General features: G+C 53.5%; 7 protein-coding genes. 6 read left to right on the top strand and 1 reads right to left on the bottom strand.

The features are described 5' to 3' along the window. Positions 1 to 59 precede the first annotated feature (59 nt). Positions 60 to 9,365, top strand: coding sequence for a hypothetical protein (locus RHH81_RS05020; RefSeq protein WP_310744318.1), 9,306 nt, complete (start codon positions 60 to 62; stop codon positions 9,363 to 9,365). A 30-nt stretch (positions 9,366 to 9,395) separates the two neighbouring features. Here RHH81_RS05020 and RHH81_RS05015 read toward each other — a convergent pair whose 3' ends face one another. Continuing rightward, a complete protein-coding gene (locus tag RHH81_RS05015; protein ID WP_206201340.1) occupies positions 9,396 to 10,682 on the bottom strand; it encodes an AMP-binding protein in 1,287 nt (428 codons plus the stop codon). An 86-nt stretch (positions 10,683 to 10,768) separates the two neighbouring features. Between RHH81_RS05015 and rsfS the strand changes: the two genes are divergently transcribed. Genes rsfS through RHH81_RS04990 form a run of 5 tightly spaced genes read left to right on the top strand, consistent with a single transcriptional unit; the run spans position 10,769 to position 18,008 of the window. Next, positions 10,769 to 11,152 carry a ribosome silencing factor gene (gene rsfS / locus RHH81_RS05010; RefSeq protein WP_225901661.1) on the top strand — a complete coding sequence of 128 codons (384 nt, stop codon included), beginning with the start codon at positions 10,769 to 10,771 and terminating at the stop codon, positions 11,150 to 11,152. A gap of 3 nt (positions 11,153 to 11,155) precedes the next feature. Next, complete coding sequence (locus tag RHH81_RS05005) at positions 11,156 to 13,033, top strand: GTPase (protein ID WP_310743479.1); 1,878 nt, start codon at positions 11,156 to 11,158, stop codon at positions 13,031 to 13,033. A 45-nt stretch (positions 13,034 to 13,078) separates the two neighbouring features. Then, positions 13,079 to 15,904, top strand: coding sequence for a cation-translocating P-type ATPase (locus RHH81_RS05000; protein ID WP_310744317.1), 2,826 nt, complete (start codon positions 13,079 to 13,081; stop codon positions 15,902 to 15,904). Between the two features lie 30 nt (positions 15,905 to 15,934). Next, positions 15,935 to 16,609, top strand: coding sequence for a two-component system response regulator RppA (gene rppA / locus RHH81_RS04995; protein ID WP_149817808.1), 675 nt, complete (start codon positions 15,935 to 15,937; stop codon positions 16,607 to 16,609). A 4-nt stretch (positions 16,610 to 16,613) separates the two neighbouring features. Further along, on the top strand, positions 16,614 to 18,008 hold the full coding sequence (locus RHH81_RS04990; RefSeq protein ID WP_206201336.1) for an ATP-binding protein: 1,395 nt from the start codon (positions 16,614 to 16,616) through the stop codon (positions 18,006 to 18,008). Positions 18,009 to 18,021: the final 13 nt, after the last annotated feature.

Raw genomic sequence — 18,021 nt, 5'->3', positions numbered from 1 at the left:
AATGTCGCAAATAAAAATTGTGGCGCGCAATGGATATTGATGATTTTGATCTTAATTCGATGACTACTGCAGCTCAGCATCCTGACCCTTGTGTGCGTCGGCAGGTAGCGCAGTCTGCTACTACTTCACCAAACATTTTGCGGATGTTGGCCAATGACCCCCATGAAAAAGTGCGCCTTGCGGTTGCTGCCAATGGCAATACCCCTGCTGAAGTCCTAGAGGCTTGGCTATCGGAAGCTCAAAGCAATAAACCGTTAGCAGAAGCTCTTGCCCAGAACCTCAGTGCATCCCATACTCTCCTGACAACTTTAGCACAACATCCAGCGGCCAATGTCCGCCGTAAAGTGGCGATGAATCCCCAGACCCCTCCAGCGACCCTCTATAAACTAGCTGAGGAATTTCCGGCGGCAGTAGCTCGCAATCCTGGGATGAAACTCCTTGTGCTCCAAGACAGTGAACGACAGAGCATTAGTGATGAAACCTTAATACGAATATTAAAGCTTACAGAGCCGCCGACTTGGGCATTGACAGTTGCAGTTCAGCGTCAAAGCGCAAAAGTAAGACAGCAGGCGGCTAGGGCAACAACGATTCTTCCTGAACTCCTCGAAACCCTTGCGAAGGATAAGGAGAGTGATGTCCGCCAAGCGGTAGCGAGGAACCCCAATACTCCTGCTTCTGTTTTGGAAGCCCTTGCTGAGGATAAGGAGAGTGATGTCCGCCAAGCAGTAGCGGGGAACCCGAATACCCCTGTCTCACTCCTCGAAACCCTTGCTGAGGATAAGGAGAGTGATGTCCGCCAAGCAGTAGCGGAGAACCCGAATACTCCTGCCTCTGCCCTCGAAACCCTTGCGAAGCATTGGTGGTATGTCCGCGCAGCAGTAGCGGGGAACCCGAATACCCCTGTCTCACTCCTCGAAACCCTTGCGAAGGAGAACGATTTGATTGTCTGCGTAGCAGTAGCGGGGAATCCCAATACTCCTGCTTCTGTTTTGGAAATCCTTGCGAAGGATGAGTATTGGGCTGTTCGCGGAGCAGTAGCACAGAACCCCAATACTCCTGCTTCTGTTTTGGAAATCCTTGCGAAGGATGAGTATTGGGCTGTTCGCGAAGCAGTAGCACAGAACCCCAATACTCCTGCTTCTGTTTTGGAAATCCTTGCGAAGGATGAGTATTGGGCTGTTCGCGAAGCAGTAGCACAGAACCCCAATACTCCTGCTTCTGTTTTGGAAACCCGTGCGAAGGATAAGGATAGGGATGTCCGCAGAGCAGTAGCGGGGAACCCCAATACTCCTGCTTCTGCCCTCGAAACCCTTGCGAAGGAGAACGATTGGGCTGTTCGCGAAGCAGTAGCACAGAACCCCAATACTCCTGCTTCTGTTTTGGAAACCCTTGCGAAGGATTGGTATTTGGATGTTCGCGCAGAAGTAGCGGGGAACCCCAATACTCCTGCTTCTGTTTTGGCAACCCTTGCTGAGGATGAGGATAGATATGCTCGCAGAGCAGTAGCGGGGAACCCCAATACTCCTGCTTCTGTTTTGGAAATCCTTGCGAAGGATGAGGATAGCGATGTTCGCAGAGCAGTAGCGGGGAACCCCAATACTCCTGCTTCTGTTTTGGAAATCCTTGCGAAGGATGAGGATAGCGATGTTCGCAGAGCAGTAGCGGGGAACCCCAATACTCCTGCTCCTGTTTTGGAAACCCTTGCGAAGGATTTGTATTTGGATGTTCGTGAAGCAGTAGCGGGGAACCCCAATACTCCTGCTTCTGTTTTGGAAACCCTTGCTGAGGATGAGGATAGCGATGTCCGCAGAGCAGTAGCAGAAAGACCTGAAATTGTTTCGTTGATTGAGGAGGCTAAGAGCAACGACACCTCTACCATCCGACTAGCAGAGCTAGCTAGCCACTTTTATACGGGTGTTTGCGCAGCAGTAGCACGGAACCCGAATACTCCTGCTTCTGTTTTGGAAATCCTTGCTGAGGATGAGGATAGCGATGTCCGCAGAGCAGTAGCAGAAAGACCTGACATTGTTTCGTTGATTGAGGAGGCTAAGAGCAACGACACCTCTACCATCCGACTAGCAGAGCTAGCTAGCCACTTTTATACGGATGTTCGCGCATCAGTAGCGGGGAACCCGAAGACGCCTACCTATGCCCTCGAAATCCTTGCTGAGGATGAAGCTCAGGATGTTCGCGCGGCAGTAGCGGGCAACCCGAAGACGCCTACCTATGCCCTCGAAATCCTTGCGAAGGATGAATATGAGGCTCAGGATGTTCGCGCATCAGTAGCGGGGAACCCGAATACCCCTGTCTCACTCCTCGAAACCCTTGCGAAGGATAAGGAGAGTGATGTTCGCCAAGCGGTAGCGGGGAACCCCAATACTCCTGCTTCTGTTTTGGAAATCCTTGCTGAGGATGAGGCTCAGGATGTTCGCGCAGCAGTAGCGGGGAACCCGAAGACGCCTACCTATGCCCTCGAAACCCTTGCGAAGGATAAGGAGAGTGATGTTCGCCAAGCGGTAGCGGGGAACCCCAATACTCCTGCTTCTGTTTTGGAAATCCTTGCTGAGGATGAGGCTCAGGATGTTCGCGCATCAGTAGCGGGGAACCCCAATACTCCTGCTTCTGTTTTGGAAATCCTTGCGAAGGATGAGTGTTGGGCTGTTCGCAGAGCAGTAGCGGGGAACCCCAATACTCCTGCTTCTGTTTTGGAAATCCTTGCGAAGGATGAGGATAGCGCTGTTCGCAGAGCAGTAGCAGAAAGACCTGAAATTGTTTCGTTGATTGAGGAGGCTAAGAGCAACGACACCGCTACCATCCGACTAGCAGAGCTAGCTAGACACTTTTGTACGGATGTTCGCGCAGCAGTAGCGGGGAACCCCAATACTCCCGCCTCTGCCCTCGAAACCCTTGCTGAGGATGAGGAGAGTAATGTTTGCGCAGCAGTAGCGGGGAACCCGAATACCCCTGTCTCACTCCTCGAAACCCTTGCGAAGGATGAGGATAGGGATGTTCGCAGAGCAGTAGCGGGGAACCCGAATACTCCTGCTTCTGTTTTGGAAACCCTTGCGAAGGATGAGGATAGCGATGTCCGCAGAGCAATAGCAGAAAGACCTGAAATTGTTTCGTTGATTGAGGAGGCCAAGAGCAACGACACCGCTACCATCCGACTAGCAGAGCTAGCTAGCCACTTTTATACGGATGTTCGCCAAGCAGTAGTGCGGAACTCCAATACTCCTGCTTCTGTTTTGGAAACCCTTGCTGAGGATGAGGATAGCGATGTCCGCAGAGCAGTAGCAGAAAGACCTGAAATTGTTTCGTTGATTGAGGAGGCTGAGAGCAACGACACCGCTACCATCCGACTAGCAGAGCTAGCTAGCCACTTTTGGACGGATGTTCGCGCAGCAGTAGCGGGGAACCCGAAGACGCCTACCTATGCCCTCGAAATCCTTGCTGAGGATGAAGCTCAGGATGTTCGCGCGGCAGTAGCGGGCAACCCGAAGACGCCTACCTATGCCCTCGAAATCCTTGCTGAGGACGAGGCTCAGGATGTTCGCGCAGCAGTAGCGGTCAACCCGAAGACGCCTGCCTCTGCCCTCGAAACCCTTGCGAAGGACAAGGAGAGTGATGTTCGCGCATCAGTAGCGTGGAAGCTCAATACTCCTGCTTCTGTTTTGGAAACCCTTGCGAAGGATTGGTATTTGGATGTTCGCGCAGCAGTAGCGTTGAACCCCAATACTCCTGCTTCTGTTTTGGCAACCCTTGCGAAGGATTCGTATTGTCGTGAAGCAGTAGCGGGGAACCCCAATACTCCTGCTTCTGTTTTGGAAACCCTTGCTGAGGATGAGGAGAGTGATGTCCACCAAGCAGTAGCGGGGAACCCGAATACTCCTGTCTCACTCCTCGAAACCCTTGCTGAGGATAAGGAGAGTGATGTCCGCCAAGCAGTAGCGGGGAACCCGAATACCCCTGTCTCACTCCTCGAAACCCTTGCTGAGGATAAGGAGAGTGATGTCCGCCAGGCAGTAGCGGGGAACCCGAATACCCCTGTCTCACTCCTCGAAACCCTTGCTGAGGATAAGGAGAGTGATGTCCGCCAAGCAGTAGCGGGGAACCCGAATACCCCTGTCTCACTCCTCGAAACCCTTGCGAAGAAGGATAAGGAGAACGATTGGACTCTCTGCGTGGCAGTAGCAAAAAGACTGTTGATTGAGGAGGCTAAGAGCAACGACACTGCTACCACCCGATTAGCAGAGCTAGCTAGCCACTTTTATACGTTTTATATTTATACGGATGTTACGGATGTTTTTTATATTTATACGGATGTTCGCGCAGCAGTAGCGGGGAACCCCAATACTCCTGTCTCACTCCTCGAAACCCTTGCGAAGGATAAGGATTGGGATGTTCGTGAAGCAGTAGCGGGGAACCCCAATACTCCTGCTTCTGCCCTCGAAACCCTTGCGAAGGATAAGAATAAGTATGTCCGCCAAGCAGTAGCAAGAAGACCTGAAATTGCTGCTTTAATCACGGAAGCTAACAGTGGCAACACTTCTACAGACCGACTAGCTGAACTAGCTAGCCACTTTTGTACGGATGTTCGCGCAGCAGTAGCGGGGAACCCGAAGACTCCTGTCTCACTCCTTGAAACCCTTGCGAAGGATTCGTATTGTCGTGAAGCAGTAGCGGGGAACCCGAAGACTCCTGTCTCACTCCTCGAAACCCTTGCGAAGGATAAGGAGAGTAATGTTCGTGAAGCGGTAGCGGGGAACCCCAATACTCCCGCCTCTGCCCTCGAAACCCTTGCTGAGGATGAGGATAGCGATGTTCGCAGAGCAGTAGCACGGAACCCCAATACTCCCGCCTCTGCCCTCGAAACCCTTGCTGAGGATGAGGATAGCGATGTTCGCAGAGCAGTAGCACGGAACCCCAATACTCCCGCCTCTGCCCTCGAAACCCTTGCTGAGGATGAGGATAGCGATGTTCGCAGAGCAGTAGCGGGGAACCCCAATACTCCTGCTTCTGTTTTGGAAACCCTTGCGAAGGATGGGGATTGTCGTGAAGCAGTAGCAAGAAGACCTGAAATTGCTGCTTTAATTACGGAAGCTAACAGTGGCAACACTTCTACAGACCGACTAGCCGAACTAGCTAGCCACTTTTGTACGGATGTCCGCCAAGCAGTAGCGGGGAACCCCAATACTCCTGCTTCTGTTTTGGAAACCCTTGCTGAGGATAGATATGCTCGCAGAGCAGTAGCGGGGAACCCCAATACTCCTGCTTCTGTTTTGGAAACCCTTGCGAAGGAGAACGATTGGACTGTCCGCAGAGCAGTAGCAGAAAGACCTGAAATTGTTTCGTTGATTGAAGAGGCTAAGAGGAACGACACCGCTACCATCCGACTAGCAGAGCTAGCTAGCCACTTTTGTACGGATGTCCGCCAAGCAGTAGCGGGGAACCCCAATACTCCTGCTTCTGCCCTCGAAACCCTTGCGAAGGAGAACGATTGGACTGTCCGCGCAGAAGTAGCGAGGAACCCCAATACTCCTGCCTCACTCCTCGAAACCCTTGCGAAGGATGAGGTTTGGTATGTTCGCGCAGAAGTAGCACGGAACCCGAAGACTCCTGTCTCACTCCTTGAAACCCTTGCGAAGGATAAGAATAAGTATGTCCGTGCAGCAGTAGCGTGGAACCCCAATACTCCTGCTTCTGCCCTCGAAACCCTTGCTGAGGATGAGGAGAGTAGTGTTCGTGAAGCGGTAGCACAGAACCCCAATACTCCTGCTTCTGCCCTCGAAACCCTTGCAGAAGTATCTGTTTTGGAAACCCGTGCGAAGGATAAGGATAGGGATGTTCGCAGAGCAGTAGCGGGGAACCCCAATACTCCTGCTCCTGTTTTGGAAACTCTTGCGAAGGATAAGGGGAGTAGTGTTCGTGAAGCGGTAGCACAGAACCCCAATACCCCTGTCTCATTCCTCAAAACCCTTGCGAAACTCCTCAAAACCCTTGCGAAGATGAACAAATATTTTGTCCACTTCCTCAAAACCTTTACGAATTGGATTGGCCGCATAATATTAGCAGAATTCCGCATAGCAATAGCAGAAATACTTGAAATTGTTTCGTTGATTGAGGAGGCTGAGAGCAACGACACCGCTACCATCCGACTAGCAAAGCTAGCTAGCCACTTTTGTACATATGTTCGCAGAGCAGTAGCGGGGAACCCGAAGACTCCTGTCTCACTCCTCGAAACCCTTGCGAAGGATATGGAGGAGTATGTCCGCACAGGAGTAGCGGGGAACCCGAAGACTCCTGTCTCACTCCTCGAAACCCTTGCGAAGGATAAGAATAAGTATGTCCGTGCAGCAGTAGCGTGGAACCCCAATACTCCTGCTTCTGCCCTCGAAACCCTTGCTGAGGATGAGGAGAGTAGTGTTCGTGAAGCGGTAGCACAGAACCCCAATACTCCTGCTTCTGCCCTCGAAACCCTTGCAGAAGTATCTGTTTTGGAAACCCGTGCGAAGGATAAGGATAGGGATGTTCGCAGAGCAGTAGCGGGGAACCCCAATACTCCTGCTTCTGTTTTGGAAGCCCTTGCGAAGGATTGGTATTTGGATGTTCGCGCAGAAGTAGCGGGCAACCCCAATACTCCTGCTTCTGCCCTCGAAACCCTTGCTGAGGATGAGGAGAGTAGTGTTCGTGAAGCGGTAGCACAGAACCCCAATACTCCTGCTTCTGTTTTGGAAATCCTTGCTGAGGATGAGGATAGCGATGTTCGCAGAGCAGTAGCGGGGAACCCCAATACTCCTGCTTCTGTTTTGGAAATCCTTGCTGAGGATGAGGATAGCGATGTTCGCAGAGCAGTAGCGGGGAACCCCAATACTCCTGCTTCTGTTTTGGAAGCCCTTGCGAAGGATTGGTATTTGGATGTTCGCGCAGAAGTAGCGGGCAACCCCAATACTCCTGCTTCTGTTTTGGAAACCCTTGCGAAGGATAAGGAAAGTGATGTCCGCAGAGCAGTAGCAAGAAGACCTGAAATTGCTGCTTTAATCACGGAAGCTAACAGTGGCAACACTTCTACAGACCGACTAGCCGAACTAGCTGGCCACTTTTGTACGGATGTTCGCGCAGCAGTAGCGCGGAACCCTAATACTCCTGCTTCTGTTTTGGAAACCTTTGCGAAGGAGAACGATTGGACTGTCCGCGTGGCAGTAGCGCGGAACCCTAATACTCCTGCTTCTGTTTTGGAAACCTTTGTGAAGGAGAACAAATGGGTTATCCGCGTGGCAGTAGCGGGCAACCCGAAGACTCCTACCTATGCTCTCGAAATCCTTGCTGAGGATGAAGCTCAGGATGTTCGCGCAGCAGTAGCGGGGAACCCGAAGACTCCTGTCTCACTCCTCGAAACCCTTGCGAAGGATAAGGAAAGTGATGTCCGCAGAGCAGTAGCAAGAAGACCTGAAATTGCTGCTTTAATCACGGAAGCTAACAGTGGCAACACTTCTACAGACCGACTAGCTGAACTAGCTAGCCACTTTTGTACAGATATTCGCGCAGCAGTAGCGGGCAACCCGAAGACTCCTACCTATGCTCTCGAAATCCTTGCTGAGGATGAAGCTCAGGATGTTCGCGCAGCAGTAGCGGGCAACCCGAAGACTCCTACCTATGCCCTCGAAATCCTTGCTAAGGATGAATATGAGGCTCAGGATGTTCGCACAGCAGTAGCACGGAACCCGAAGACTCCCGCCTCTGCCCTCGAAACCCTTGCGAAGAATAAGGAGAGTTATGTCCGCCAAGCGGTAGCGAGGAACCCGAATACCCCTGTCTCACTCCTCGAAACCCTTGCTGAGGATGAGGATAGGGATGTTCGCAGAGCAGTAGCGGGGAACCCGAATACCCCCGTCTCACTCCTCGAAACCCTTGCTGAGGATGAGGATAGGGATGTTCGCGCAGAAGTAGCACGGAACCCGAATACTCCTGCTTCTGCCCTCGAAACCCTTGCGAAGGATGAGGTTTGGTATGTTCGCGCAGAAGTAGCACGGAACCCGAATACTCCTGCTTCTGCCCTCGAAACCCTTGCGAAGGATGAGGATAGCGATGTCCGCAGAGCAGTAGCAGAAAGACCTGAAATTGTTTCGTTGATTGAAGAGGCTAAGAGCAACAACACCGCTACCATCCGACTAGCAGAGCTAGCTAGCCACTTTTGGACGGATGTTCGCGCAGCAGTAGCGGGGCACCCCAATACTCCTGCTTCTGTTTTGGAAACCCTTGCGAAGAATAAGGAGAGTTATGTCCGCCAAGCGGTAGCGAGGAACCCGAATACCCCTGTCTCACTCCTCGAAACCCTTGCTGAGGATGAGGATAGGGATGTTCGCAGAGCAGTAGCGGGGAACCCGAATACCCCCGTCTCACTCCTCGAAACCCTTGCGAAGGATGAGGTTTGGTATGTTCGCGCAGAAGTAGCACGGAACCCGAATACTCCTGCTTCTGCCCTCGAAACCCTTGCGAAGGATGAGGTTTGGTATGTTCGCAGAGCAGTAGCAGAAAGACCTGAAATTGTTTGGTTGATTGAAGAGGCTAAGAGCAACAACACCGCTACCATCCGACTAGCAGAGCTAGCTAGCCACTTTTGGACGGATGTTCGCGCAGCAGTAGCGGGGAACCCCAATACTCCTGCTTCTGCCCTCGAAACCCTTGCGAAGGATGAGGATAGCGATGTCCGCAGAGCAGTAGCAGAAAGACCTGAAATTGTTTCGTTGATTGAAGAGGCTAAGAGCAACAACACCGCTACCATCCGACTAGCAGAGCTAGCTAGCCACTTTTGGACGGATGTTCGCGCAGCAGTAGCGGGGAACCCCAATACTCCTGCTTCTGTTTTGGAAACCCTTGCGAAGAATAAGGAGAGTTATGTCCGCCAAGCGGTAGCGAGGAACCCGAATACCCCTGTCTCACTCCTCGAAACCCTTGCTGAGGATGAGGATAGGGATGTTCGCAGAGCAGTAGCGGGGAACCCGAATACCCCCGTCTCACTCCTCGAAACCCTTGCGAAGGATGAGGTTTGGTATGTTCGCGCAGAAGTAGCACGGAACCCGAATACTCCTGCTTCTGCCCTCGAAACCCTTGCGAAGGATGAGGATAGCGATGTCCGCAGAGCAGTAGCAGAAAGACCTGAAATTGTTTCGTTGATTGAAGAGGCTAAGAGCAACAACACCGCTACCATCCGACTAGCAGAGCTAGCTAGCCACTTTTGGACGGATGTTCGCGCAGCAGTAGCGGGGAACCCCAATACTCCTGCTTCTGCCCTCGAAACCCTTGCGAAGGATGAGGTTTGGTATGTTCGCGCAGAAGTAGCACGGAACCCGAATACTCCTGCTTAAGTATTGGCTTTTTGGTCATGCTTAGAGTGGCTAGGTCTCAATCGAGGATAGTCGCACTTTTCCTTGGGGCGTGCGGGGAATTTGGGGCACGGAAATCCATTTCTTGGGGCATTTGTAGGCGCTGCACTGCTGTTTGAGCCATCGGCTGAGTTCCTCAGGGGAGGAGTCTCCCACATAGAGGGCAATGACTTGTTCGCCCCAGAGGGGGTCGGGTGCGCCATAGATATGGATGTCTTGGACAAGGCCACTGTTAAGGAGTAAGGCCTCTAACTCTTCGGGGTAGATATTCTCGCCACCACTGATGATTTTGCGGCTGCTGCGTCCCAAAATGTAGAGGCGATCGCCCCGCCATTCGCCGCGATCGTCCGTTTGGAATATCCCTTCATGGAATAACCCAGGGTAATAGCCAAGGGCAAGGGAGGCGGCCTGAATCTGAATCTCGCCCGTAGGGGTTAAAGCAATCTGGGCATGGGGTAAGACCTGACCACAGGAGCGATCGCCCGCCAAAAATTCCCCCTGCCGTTGGGCACAGATCATGCCAGCAGTTTCTGTCATGCCATAACTGAGACATAGAGGCAAGCGCTGGGTTGCTGCTTCCTCTAATAGTTGCGACCAAGTGGGGCCACCGCCCACGAAAATGCCCCTTAAATCCGCTAGCCATGGCAGAGGGTCTGCAAGCACCTGTTGCAGTTGCCGAGGTACCAGAGACAGCCACAGATCAACATTGGCAGGAGGTGCCGTTTGCCGTAGATCCCGTAGATGGGTACCGAGATAGAGTTCTCCACCACTCCAGAGCGATCGCACCACGGGCATGAGACCACTGACATGGTACAAGGGCAAAATACTCAGACAGTGAATCGCCCCTTGTTGCAAGTGGGTTTGTAGCCCGGCAACAGCTGCCTTGAGGGTGGCGATCGTGTGAATTGCCCAGCGCAACCGCCCTTGAGTGCCGCCAGTGGGAATCAGAATCCAGCCCTGGGGCAATGGTTCTCCAGATCCTTGGGGGTCGAGGGGGGGCACCGTTCCCCAAGCCATGAAATTCTGGGGTAGGATCGCTGCCACCTGCTGCCACTCTTGGGACTGCCAGTGGGGATTGGCCAGTAATAGAGGCGTCCCTGTGGAGAGCGCTGCGAGAAAACCACTGAGAAACGAGAGGGGATCGGGTTCTGCGAGAACGAGGAGAGTGGGTTGTTGCTCTTGGAGTTGCTCTTGATAGTTGGCTAATTGCTCGAGGAGTCTGGCGGTAGCAATGTGCCATTGTCCGTTGTAGGGATACCACAGCCAGTGGGGGGCAATACTCGTAAGGTTTTGTAACAAATTTGTCCTACCCCTCCCTAAACCAATAGGTAAAATCAAAGGATAAAGGAGTGCGTTTAGGAGACAGCAGCCTGACTATTCAACAGATGCAACGGGTAGCTGCAATTGCTGACCCTAGCCTTAAACTAGCATGGACCGCAGCCTATGCCGCCGACGATCGCAAGGGAGTGGATATCTGCCTTTTGGATGTGAGTGGTGTGTCCTACCTCACCGATTACTTTGTGATCATTACGGGACTCTCAAAAACCCAAGTGCGCGCCATTTATCAAGGGATTGAGGAGGCGGCTCTTGAACATTGCCAACGCCAGCCCCAACATATTGAAGGCCAAGCGGAATGTTCATGGGTGCTGATGGACTACGGTGATGTGATTGTCCATGTGCAGTTGCCCAAGGAACGTCAATACTACAACCTTGAGGCCTTTTGGGGCCACGCCCAACGCATTCCCTTTGAGTCACTAGTAACCACCTAGCCGATGCAGCCCTCTTGGTGGCAGTGGATTCTTTTGATCTTGCCACTGGTGGCGATCGCCAGCTTTATCCTCACCGCGGCCTCAATACAAATTCATGCTTGGGGACTGAGTTGGGTCTGGGCAGTAGTCGTGCTGATTCTGCTGCTGTGGCGGTGGGGGGTTGCCCATTGGCTCAAGGGTCAGCCGACAGAGATTGACCCCCGTCCCTTTGATTTGCCAAGAAGCAGTGATTCAGAAACGGATCAACGCGCCCTGAAGATTCTCCAACACACCCTTGAGCAGAGTCGTCAAGACCCACCCCCTTGGGAAAATTGGCCACTCTTTTGGCAGCGGGCACAAACCCTCGTCAGTGAGATTGCCAAGGTCTATTATCCCAATGCTCAGCGTCCTCTGCTGCAAATCTATGTGCCCCAAGCCTACCGCCTCTTGCGGGACACGATTGATGATGTCGATCGCTGGCTGGAAACCCTCAACCCAATTTTGTCGCGGGTAACTGTGGGGCAGGCAGTGCGCGCCTATGAACTTTCACGGCAGGTGGCACCCGTTGCGCGTTGGGGCTTTACGGCTTGGAATTGGGCGCAGTGGCTCCTCAATCCAAGTGTGGCGATTACCAAAACCTTTACCCAACAGCAGCAGCAAAAGGCCAATCAAGCCCTGATTGCTAACTTGGGGCTCACCCTGCGGGAACAGGTGCTCAAGGCCTTGGGACTGCGGGCGATCGCCCTCTACAGTGGCAGCCTCACCCAACTGGAATTACCCACCCCCACCCCGCGCACAGATACAGGCACATTACAGGACATTTTAGAGCAGAGTCTGCCCCTTGCCCGTGCCGAAACTGAGCCTGTGAACGTCTTTCTCGTGGGTCGCACCGGCGCAGGCAAAAGTAGCCTGATCAATAGTTTATTTGCTGCCCCCACCACCCGTGTTTCCCCCTTGCCCAACACAAACGAGATCCGGCAATACCGTTGGCAGCAGGATTTGACCCTGTGGGATACCCCCGGCTACGAAGATATTCGCGGTGCCGATATTCAAGCTCGCCTGCGGGAATTACTGCCGCGCATGGATGTAGTGCTGCTGCTGACCCCAGCGCTGGATCCTGCCCTTGCCCCGGACATCACCGCCCTGCAATTGATTCGCCAAGAGGTGAGGGACTTGCCGATTGTGGTGGCGGTCACCCAAGTGGATCGGCTACGCCCCCTGCGGGAATGGCATCCCCCCTACGACTGGCAACGGGGTACCCATCCCAAGGAAGTGAGTATTCGCGAGGCGGTGGCCTATCGCCAAGAACAGTTGGGCACCTATACGCCCCATATTTTGCCGATTGTCAACGGCACTGAAGAACGCATGGCTTGGGGACTCGATGCCCTCAGTGATACCCTTGTGAATTTAATTGCCCCCGCCAAGCAGATCCGCATGGCTCGCTGGCTTAGCGATCGCCAGACACGGCTTCACGCTGCTTCTCGCCTCATTGACACCTATTGCCACCGCATCACCACCAGTCAGGGCATTACCGATTTGCTCAAGCGACCAGTGCTCCAGTTTCTTTCGACCATGCTCACGGGGTCTCCCGCCGCTGCATGGCTCCTCGCCGAACAACTGCCCCTAGAACACCTGCCGGTGATTCTTTGTAAATTGCAACTGGCCTATGAACTCTACACGCTGTTGCAAAATGCCAGCGATTGCATCGAGGTACCAACGCGCCCCTTTGATCTGAAAACCTTGGCTCCCTTGCTGCTACAACGTCGTAGCCCCCTCAATCAAGACACTTGGGCAACGGGACACACCCTCGTAGAGTTTTGGACACAGCCTGAGCCACCTCTGACGCTGATGGCGCGCTATGAGGACTATTGGCAGCGCTTTGGTATGGTTCCAGAAAAATAGACGAAGATAAAGAAAGGATAAAAACTGTTCATCTCCTCACCCGCCATGACCTCCTCCAATGCCTCCTCCCCCATGGATCGTGAATCAGTTTGGCATGCTCTGAGTGCTGATGAAGTCATTAGCCGCCTGGGGAGCGATCGCCAACAGGGACTGAGTTCTGCAGAAGTGCAACGGCGACAAGCCCAATATGGCCGCAATGAACTCGTTGACAATGGCCGCCGCCCGCGCTGGCAGATTTTCATTGATCAGTTTCGCAATGTCATGCTGATCATGCTGCTCGTGGTGGCCTTCATCTCTGGCACATTGGAGATTCTCGAATCCCTCGAAGAAAACACCATCCCCTTCCCCAAGGACGCAACTGCAATTCTGGTGGTGGTTATTCTCAATGCCATTCTAGGCTATGTCCAAGAAGCCCGTGCTGAAGAGGCACTCGCTGCGCTGAAAAGTATGGCGGCGCCCAAGGTGCGTGTCCTGCGCGAGGGCAAGGTCATGGAAATTGATTCCCCTGAACTGGTGGTTGGGGACATTTTCTTTTTGGAAGCGGGGGTCAAAGTAGCTGCCGATGGTCGCCTCCTTGAAGCGGTCAACCTGCAAATCCGCGAGGCAGCACTCACCGGTGAAGCAGAAGCCGCCAGTAAAAATGCTGCGCAAATCTTGCCCCTTGATACGGAACTGGGCGATCGCGCCAATCTAGTCTTTGCGGGCACAGAGGTTAACCAAGGGCGAGGGATCGCCGTCGTCACCGCGATCGGCATGGACACTGAACTAGGGAAAATTGCCGCTGCCCTGCAAGGGGTGGAGCAGGAACCCACACCCCTGCAAAAACGGATGACCGAGCTGGGCAATCGCCTAGTCGCCATTGCGTTGGTGCTGGTGAGCATTGTCGTGATTGCTGGGGGTCTCTACGATCCCTCACTGCTGCCGCATCTCATTGAAGTCTCCCTCAGTATGGCGGTGGCCGTGGTTCCCGAAGGCTTGCCCGCCGTGATTACCGTCACCCTTGCCTTGGGAACACAACGGATGGTGAAACGCCATGCCCTGATTCGGCGGCTGCCGGCCGTGGAGACACTGGGGAGTGTGACAACGATCTGCTCGGATAAAACGGGTACCCTCACCCAAAACAAAATGGTGGTGCAGGCAGTGGCTACTACCTTCTATCGCGCCAAGGTGAGCGGCAATGGCTATGAACCCAAGGGCGACTTTTACGACGCCAATACCGATGACGCCTCAGCATTATACGAACGGCACCTACTGCTACTGGCAGGGGCACTGTGTAATGATGCCTTGCTCAAACAACACGCAGCCGAATGGGTGATTCTCGGCGACCCGACCGAAGGCTCTCTCCTGCCCTTGGCCGCTAAAGGGGGGATTGACCTCAAAGCATTGCAGGAAAAGGCGGAGCGGGTCGCGGAGTTTCCCTTTGATGCCGATCGCAAGCGGATGAGTACGTTCTACCGCAGTGAGTCCGTTCCTGCGATTGCCGCCAAGGAACCCTACTGGATGATTACCAAAGGGTCACCCGAACTGACCTTGGAACGCTGTCAATGGCGGCAGGTGGGGCACGACATTCAACCCCTAACACTGGCCGATCGCCAAGAGATTCTCGCCGAAAACGATCGCTTTGCCGCTCAAGGGCTGCGGGTCTTGGGCATTGCCCATCGCTACTGGTCAGCGCTGCCACCAGCGGAGAGTGTAGATACCAGTGAGCAGGATTTGATCTGGTTGGGGCTAGTGGGCATTCTTGATCCCCCGCGTCCAGAGGTACTGGCGGCCGTCGCCACCTGTCGCACTGCTGGGATTCGCCCGATTATGATTACGGGGGATCATCAACTGACGGCACAGGCGATCGCCAGTCAAATTGGTATCTGTCAGTGGGGCGATCAGGCGCTAACCGGTCGAGACCTCGAAAAAATGAGTCCCGCAGAACTGGATGCAGCAACCCTGACCGTCAATGTCTATGCGCGGGTGTCTCCAGAACACAAACTGCGGATTGTGAAATCCTTGCAACGTCACGGTGAAATTGTGGCCATGACCGGTGATGGCGTCAATGATGCCCCTGCCCTCAAACAGGCCGACATTGGCGTAGCCATGGGGATTACGGGGACGGATGTCACCAAGGAAGCCAGCGATATGGTGCTCTTGGATGATAACTTTGCCACCATTGTCGCCGCTACCGAGGAAGGGCGAGTGATCTACAGCAATATTCGTCGCTTTATTAAATACATTCTCGGCTCCAACATTGGTGAGGTGATCACGATTGCCTGCTCACCCCTACTGGGACTAGGAGGTGTGCCTCTAACGCCCTTGCAAATCCTCTGGATGAACTTGGTGACGGATGGTCTGCCTGCCCTTGCCCTTGCTGTTGAGCCGGGGGATCCCGATGTCATGAAGCGTCCTCCGGTTAAACCCAATGAAAGTATTTTTAGCCGTGGCTTGGGTTCCTATATGATTCGTGTCGGTTTGATCTTGGCGATCGTCGGCATCTCCCTGATGGTATGGGCCTACAGCTACACCGCTGAACATCTGGAAGGAGGACTCGATCCAAGACGTTGGACAACCATGGTTTTTACCACCCTCTGTCTCGCTCAAATGGGTCATGCCCTTGCCGCCCGTTCCAGTACACGGCTGACGCTTGAAATGAGCCCCACCTCCAACCTTTTTGTTTGGGGATCAGTCATCCTGACAACGATTCTGCAACTCCTGCTGATCTACGCCTCCCCCTTGCGACGGTTCTTTGGTACCTATCTGCTCTCGGGAACTGAGCTAGCCGTGTGCATCGGCTTTAGCACCCTTGTCTTTGTGTGGGTGGAGCTAGAGAAACTGGTGTTGCGGCTATTCAACAAAGGCCAAGAACTAAAATTATTAGAGTAGTGTCTCTAGGTTGACTCAGGGTTTGGTTGGATGCGCATTCTCCTCGTAGAAGATGATCCAGAGCAACTAGAGCCGCTGAGCACTGCCCTCTCCCACGTGGGGCATCTGGTGGATGGAGTTCAGGAGGGAGAAACAGCCCAATGGCTGATGCAGGAAAAAACCTATGACTTGCTGATTTTGGACTGGATGCTACCGAAAGTCAGTGGCCTCGAACTGTGTAGCCAATACCGTCAACAGGGGAAGAGCACACCCATACTGTTGCTCACCGCCAAAGATACCACTGCTGACAAAGTGATGGGGCTAGATGCGGGTGCCGATGATTATTTGATCAAGCCCGTGGATGTGATGGAACTGTTGGCGCGGGTGCGTGCCCTTGGCCGGCGATCGCCCCAATGGCTAGGCGATCAATTGTATCTGCAAGATTTAGTCTTAGATTTGCCCTCAATGACACTCCAACGGGGCGATCGCACGATCGTGCTCTCCACAAGGGAATACCAGTTTTTGGAGTTTTTTCTGCGTCATCCGGGGCAAGTCATTAGTCGCGAACAACTGGAACTGAACCTTTGGGAGTGGGACAATCAACCAGAAAGTAACGCCGTCAGTACCCAAATTCGCCGCTTGCGCCTGCGCCTAGGGGAGCTGGGGTGTGCCGATTGGCTAGAGACCATCTACGGTATGGGCTACCGCCTACAAGCCAGTTCCTAGAACGATGCTGAAGGGATTATGCCTAAAGGTTCAAGGATGGCAGCGACTGCCCCCCACCCAACGGGGCATTGTCATCATTGCCCTACCTGTGTGCTGTCTCTTGAGTACTGTGGGGGTGTTGATTTGGCTCAGTGCTAGCATTGCGGACTACGAAGGATGGGTGCGCCATACGCAACGGGTGCAGCTTGAGGGACGGGAGCTATTAAATCACCTCATTGATGCTGAAACAGGGGTGCGCGGCTATCATCTCACGCGACAGGTGGGCTTTCTCGAACCGTACTACACTGCTGCCGCCCAATTGCCCTTAACCCTTGAGAATTTAGAGGTACTGATCAGCGATAACCCACACCAGTTAGAGCACTTTCGGCACTTCAAATCCTTAGTAGAAGAAACTTTTCACTTGTTAGCACAGCAACTGGAGGACGCCCCCAACCTTTCTCTAGCAGAGACGGAGCAACGACTCTACTTTTATCGGCAATTGGAGCAAGCAAAACAGGCAATGGATCGTTCCCGTGTTGCTATTAACGCCTTCATGAGCGAAGAAGATCGCCTTTTGGCCGATCGCCAACAACATTTAGAGGCGCTGCGGCAGATCAATACCGTTGTGCTCCTATTGGCGGTGGTGGTGGGGTTGGGCAGTAGTGGTTTAGCAATTCATTGGTTTCGCCAACTCTATCAGGAAGTGGATCTGCGGGGACAGCGTCTTGAGGCCGCCTGCGATCGCCTAGCTCGATTTACGGCCAATGCTTCCCACGAACTGCGAGCACCCATTGCAGCAATTCTCAGCCATGCCCAAGTCGGACTCCTGCTGGCTCGACAAGCCCCTGAGCAGTCCCTACCTCGGCTAGAAAAAGTGGCCACGCTGGCGAAGGCCATGGGACAACTGGTAAATGATTTGCTCTTTCTGGCTCGCTATGAGGGGGTATCTCCCCCAGACTTTGCCACATCCTTTGATTTAGTGCCCTTCATCGAGCAAGTCGTCCAAGAATGGCAGGAAACAGGCACAGCTAGTCATCACTTTTATCTCGAAGTGCCATCGGTTCCTATGTTTATTCAGGGCGATCGCGAGATGCTCAAGCAAGTGATCCTCAATCTGCTCACCAATGCTGATCGCTATACCCCCAAGGGAGGCACGATTACGCTTCGGTTAGAACCGCAGGGAAGCTCAGCAGTGATTCACGTCAGTGATACAGGCATGGGAATTAGTGAAGCGGCCCTGCCCCATATTTTTGATTATTTCTATCGGGATGAGCGGGTGCGACAACAGGGCATTAGCGGTTCAGGGCTAGGACTAGCGATTGTGCGCCAAATCGTCCATCTTCACCGGGGCAGCATCACAGTTCACAGCCAAGAGAATCAAGGTTCTACCTTTACCGTCAGATTGCCCCTTGCTCCCTAGGATAGGCTGTCAC

Origin of the sequence: Thermosynechococcus sp. PKX95, from assembly GCF_031583295.1 — a bacterium.
Taxonomy (GTDB): domain Bacteria; phylum Cyanobacteriota; class Cyanobacteriia; order Thermosynechococcales; family Thermosynechococcaceae; genus Thermosynechococcus.
Note: the sequence above shows the minus strand (reverse complement) of the source record. Positions and strands in the feature narration are given on the sequence as shown.

What these genes read in the sequence shown, in the direction of transcription:
- RHH81_RS05020 (WP_310744318.1), top strand. Translation starts at nt 60, where the DNA reads ATGACTACTGCAGCTCAGCATCCTGACCCTTGTGTGCGTCGGCAGGTA.
- rsfS (WP_225901661.1), top strand. Translation starts at nt 10,769, where the DNA reads ATGCAACGGGTAGCTGCAATTGCTGACCCTAGCCTTAAACTAGCATGG.
- RHH81_RS05005 (WP_310743479.1), top strand. Translation starts at nt 11,156, where the DNA reads ATGCAGCCCTCTTGGTGGCAGTGGATTCTTTTGATCTTGCCACTGGTG.
- RHH81_RS05000 (WP_310744317.1), top strand. Translation starts at nt 13,079, where the DNA reads ATGACCTCCTCCAATGCCTCCTCCCCCATGGATCGTGAATCAGTTTGG.
- rppA (WP_149817808.1), top strand. Translation starts at nt 15,935, where the DNA reads ATGCGCATTCTCCTCGTAGAAGATGATCCAGAGCAACTAGAGCCGCTG.
- RHH81_RS04990 (WP_206201336.1), top strand. Translation starts at nt 16,614, where the DNA reads ATGCTGAAGGGATTATGCCTAAAGGTTCAAGGATGGCAGCGACTGCCC.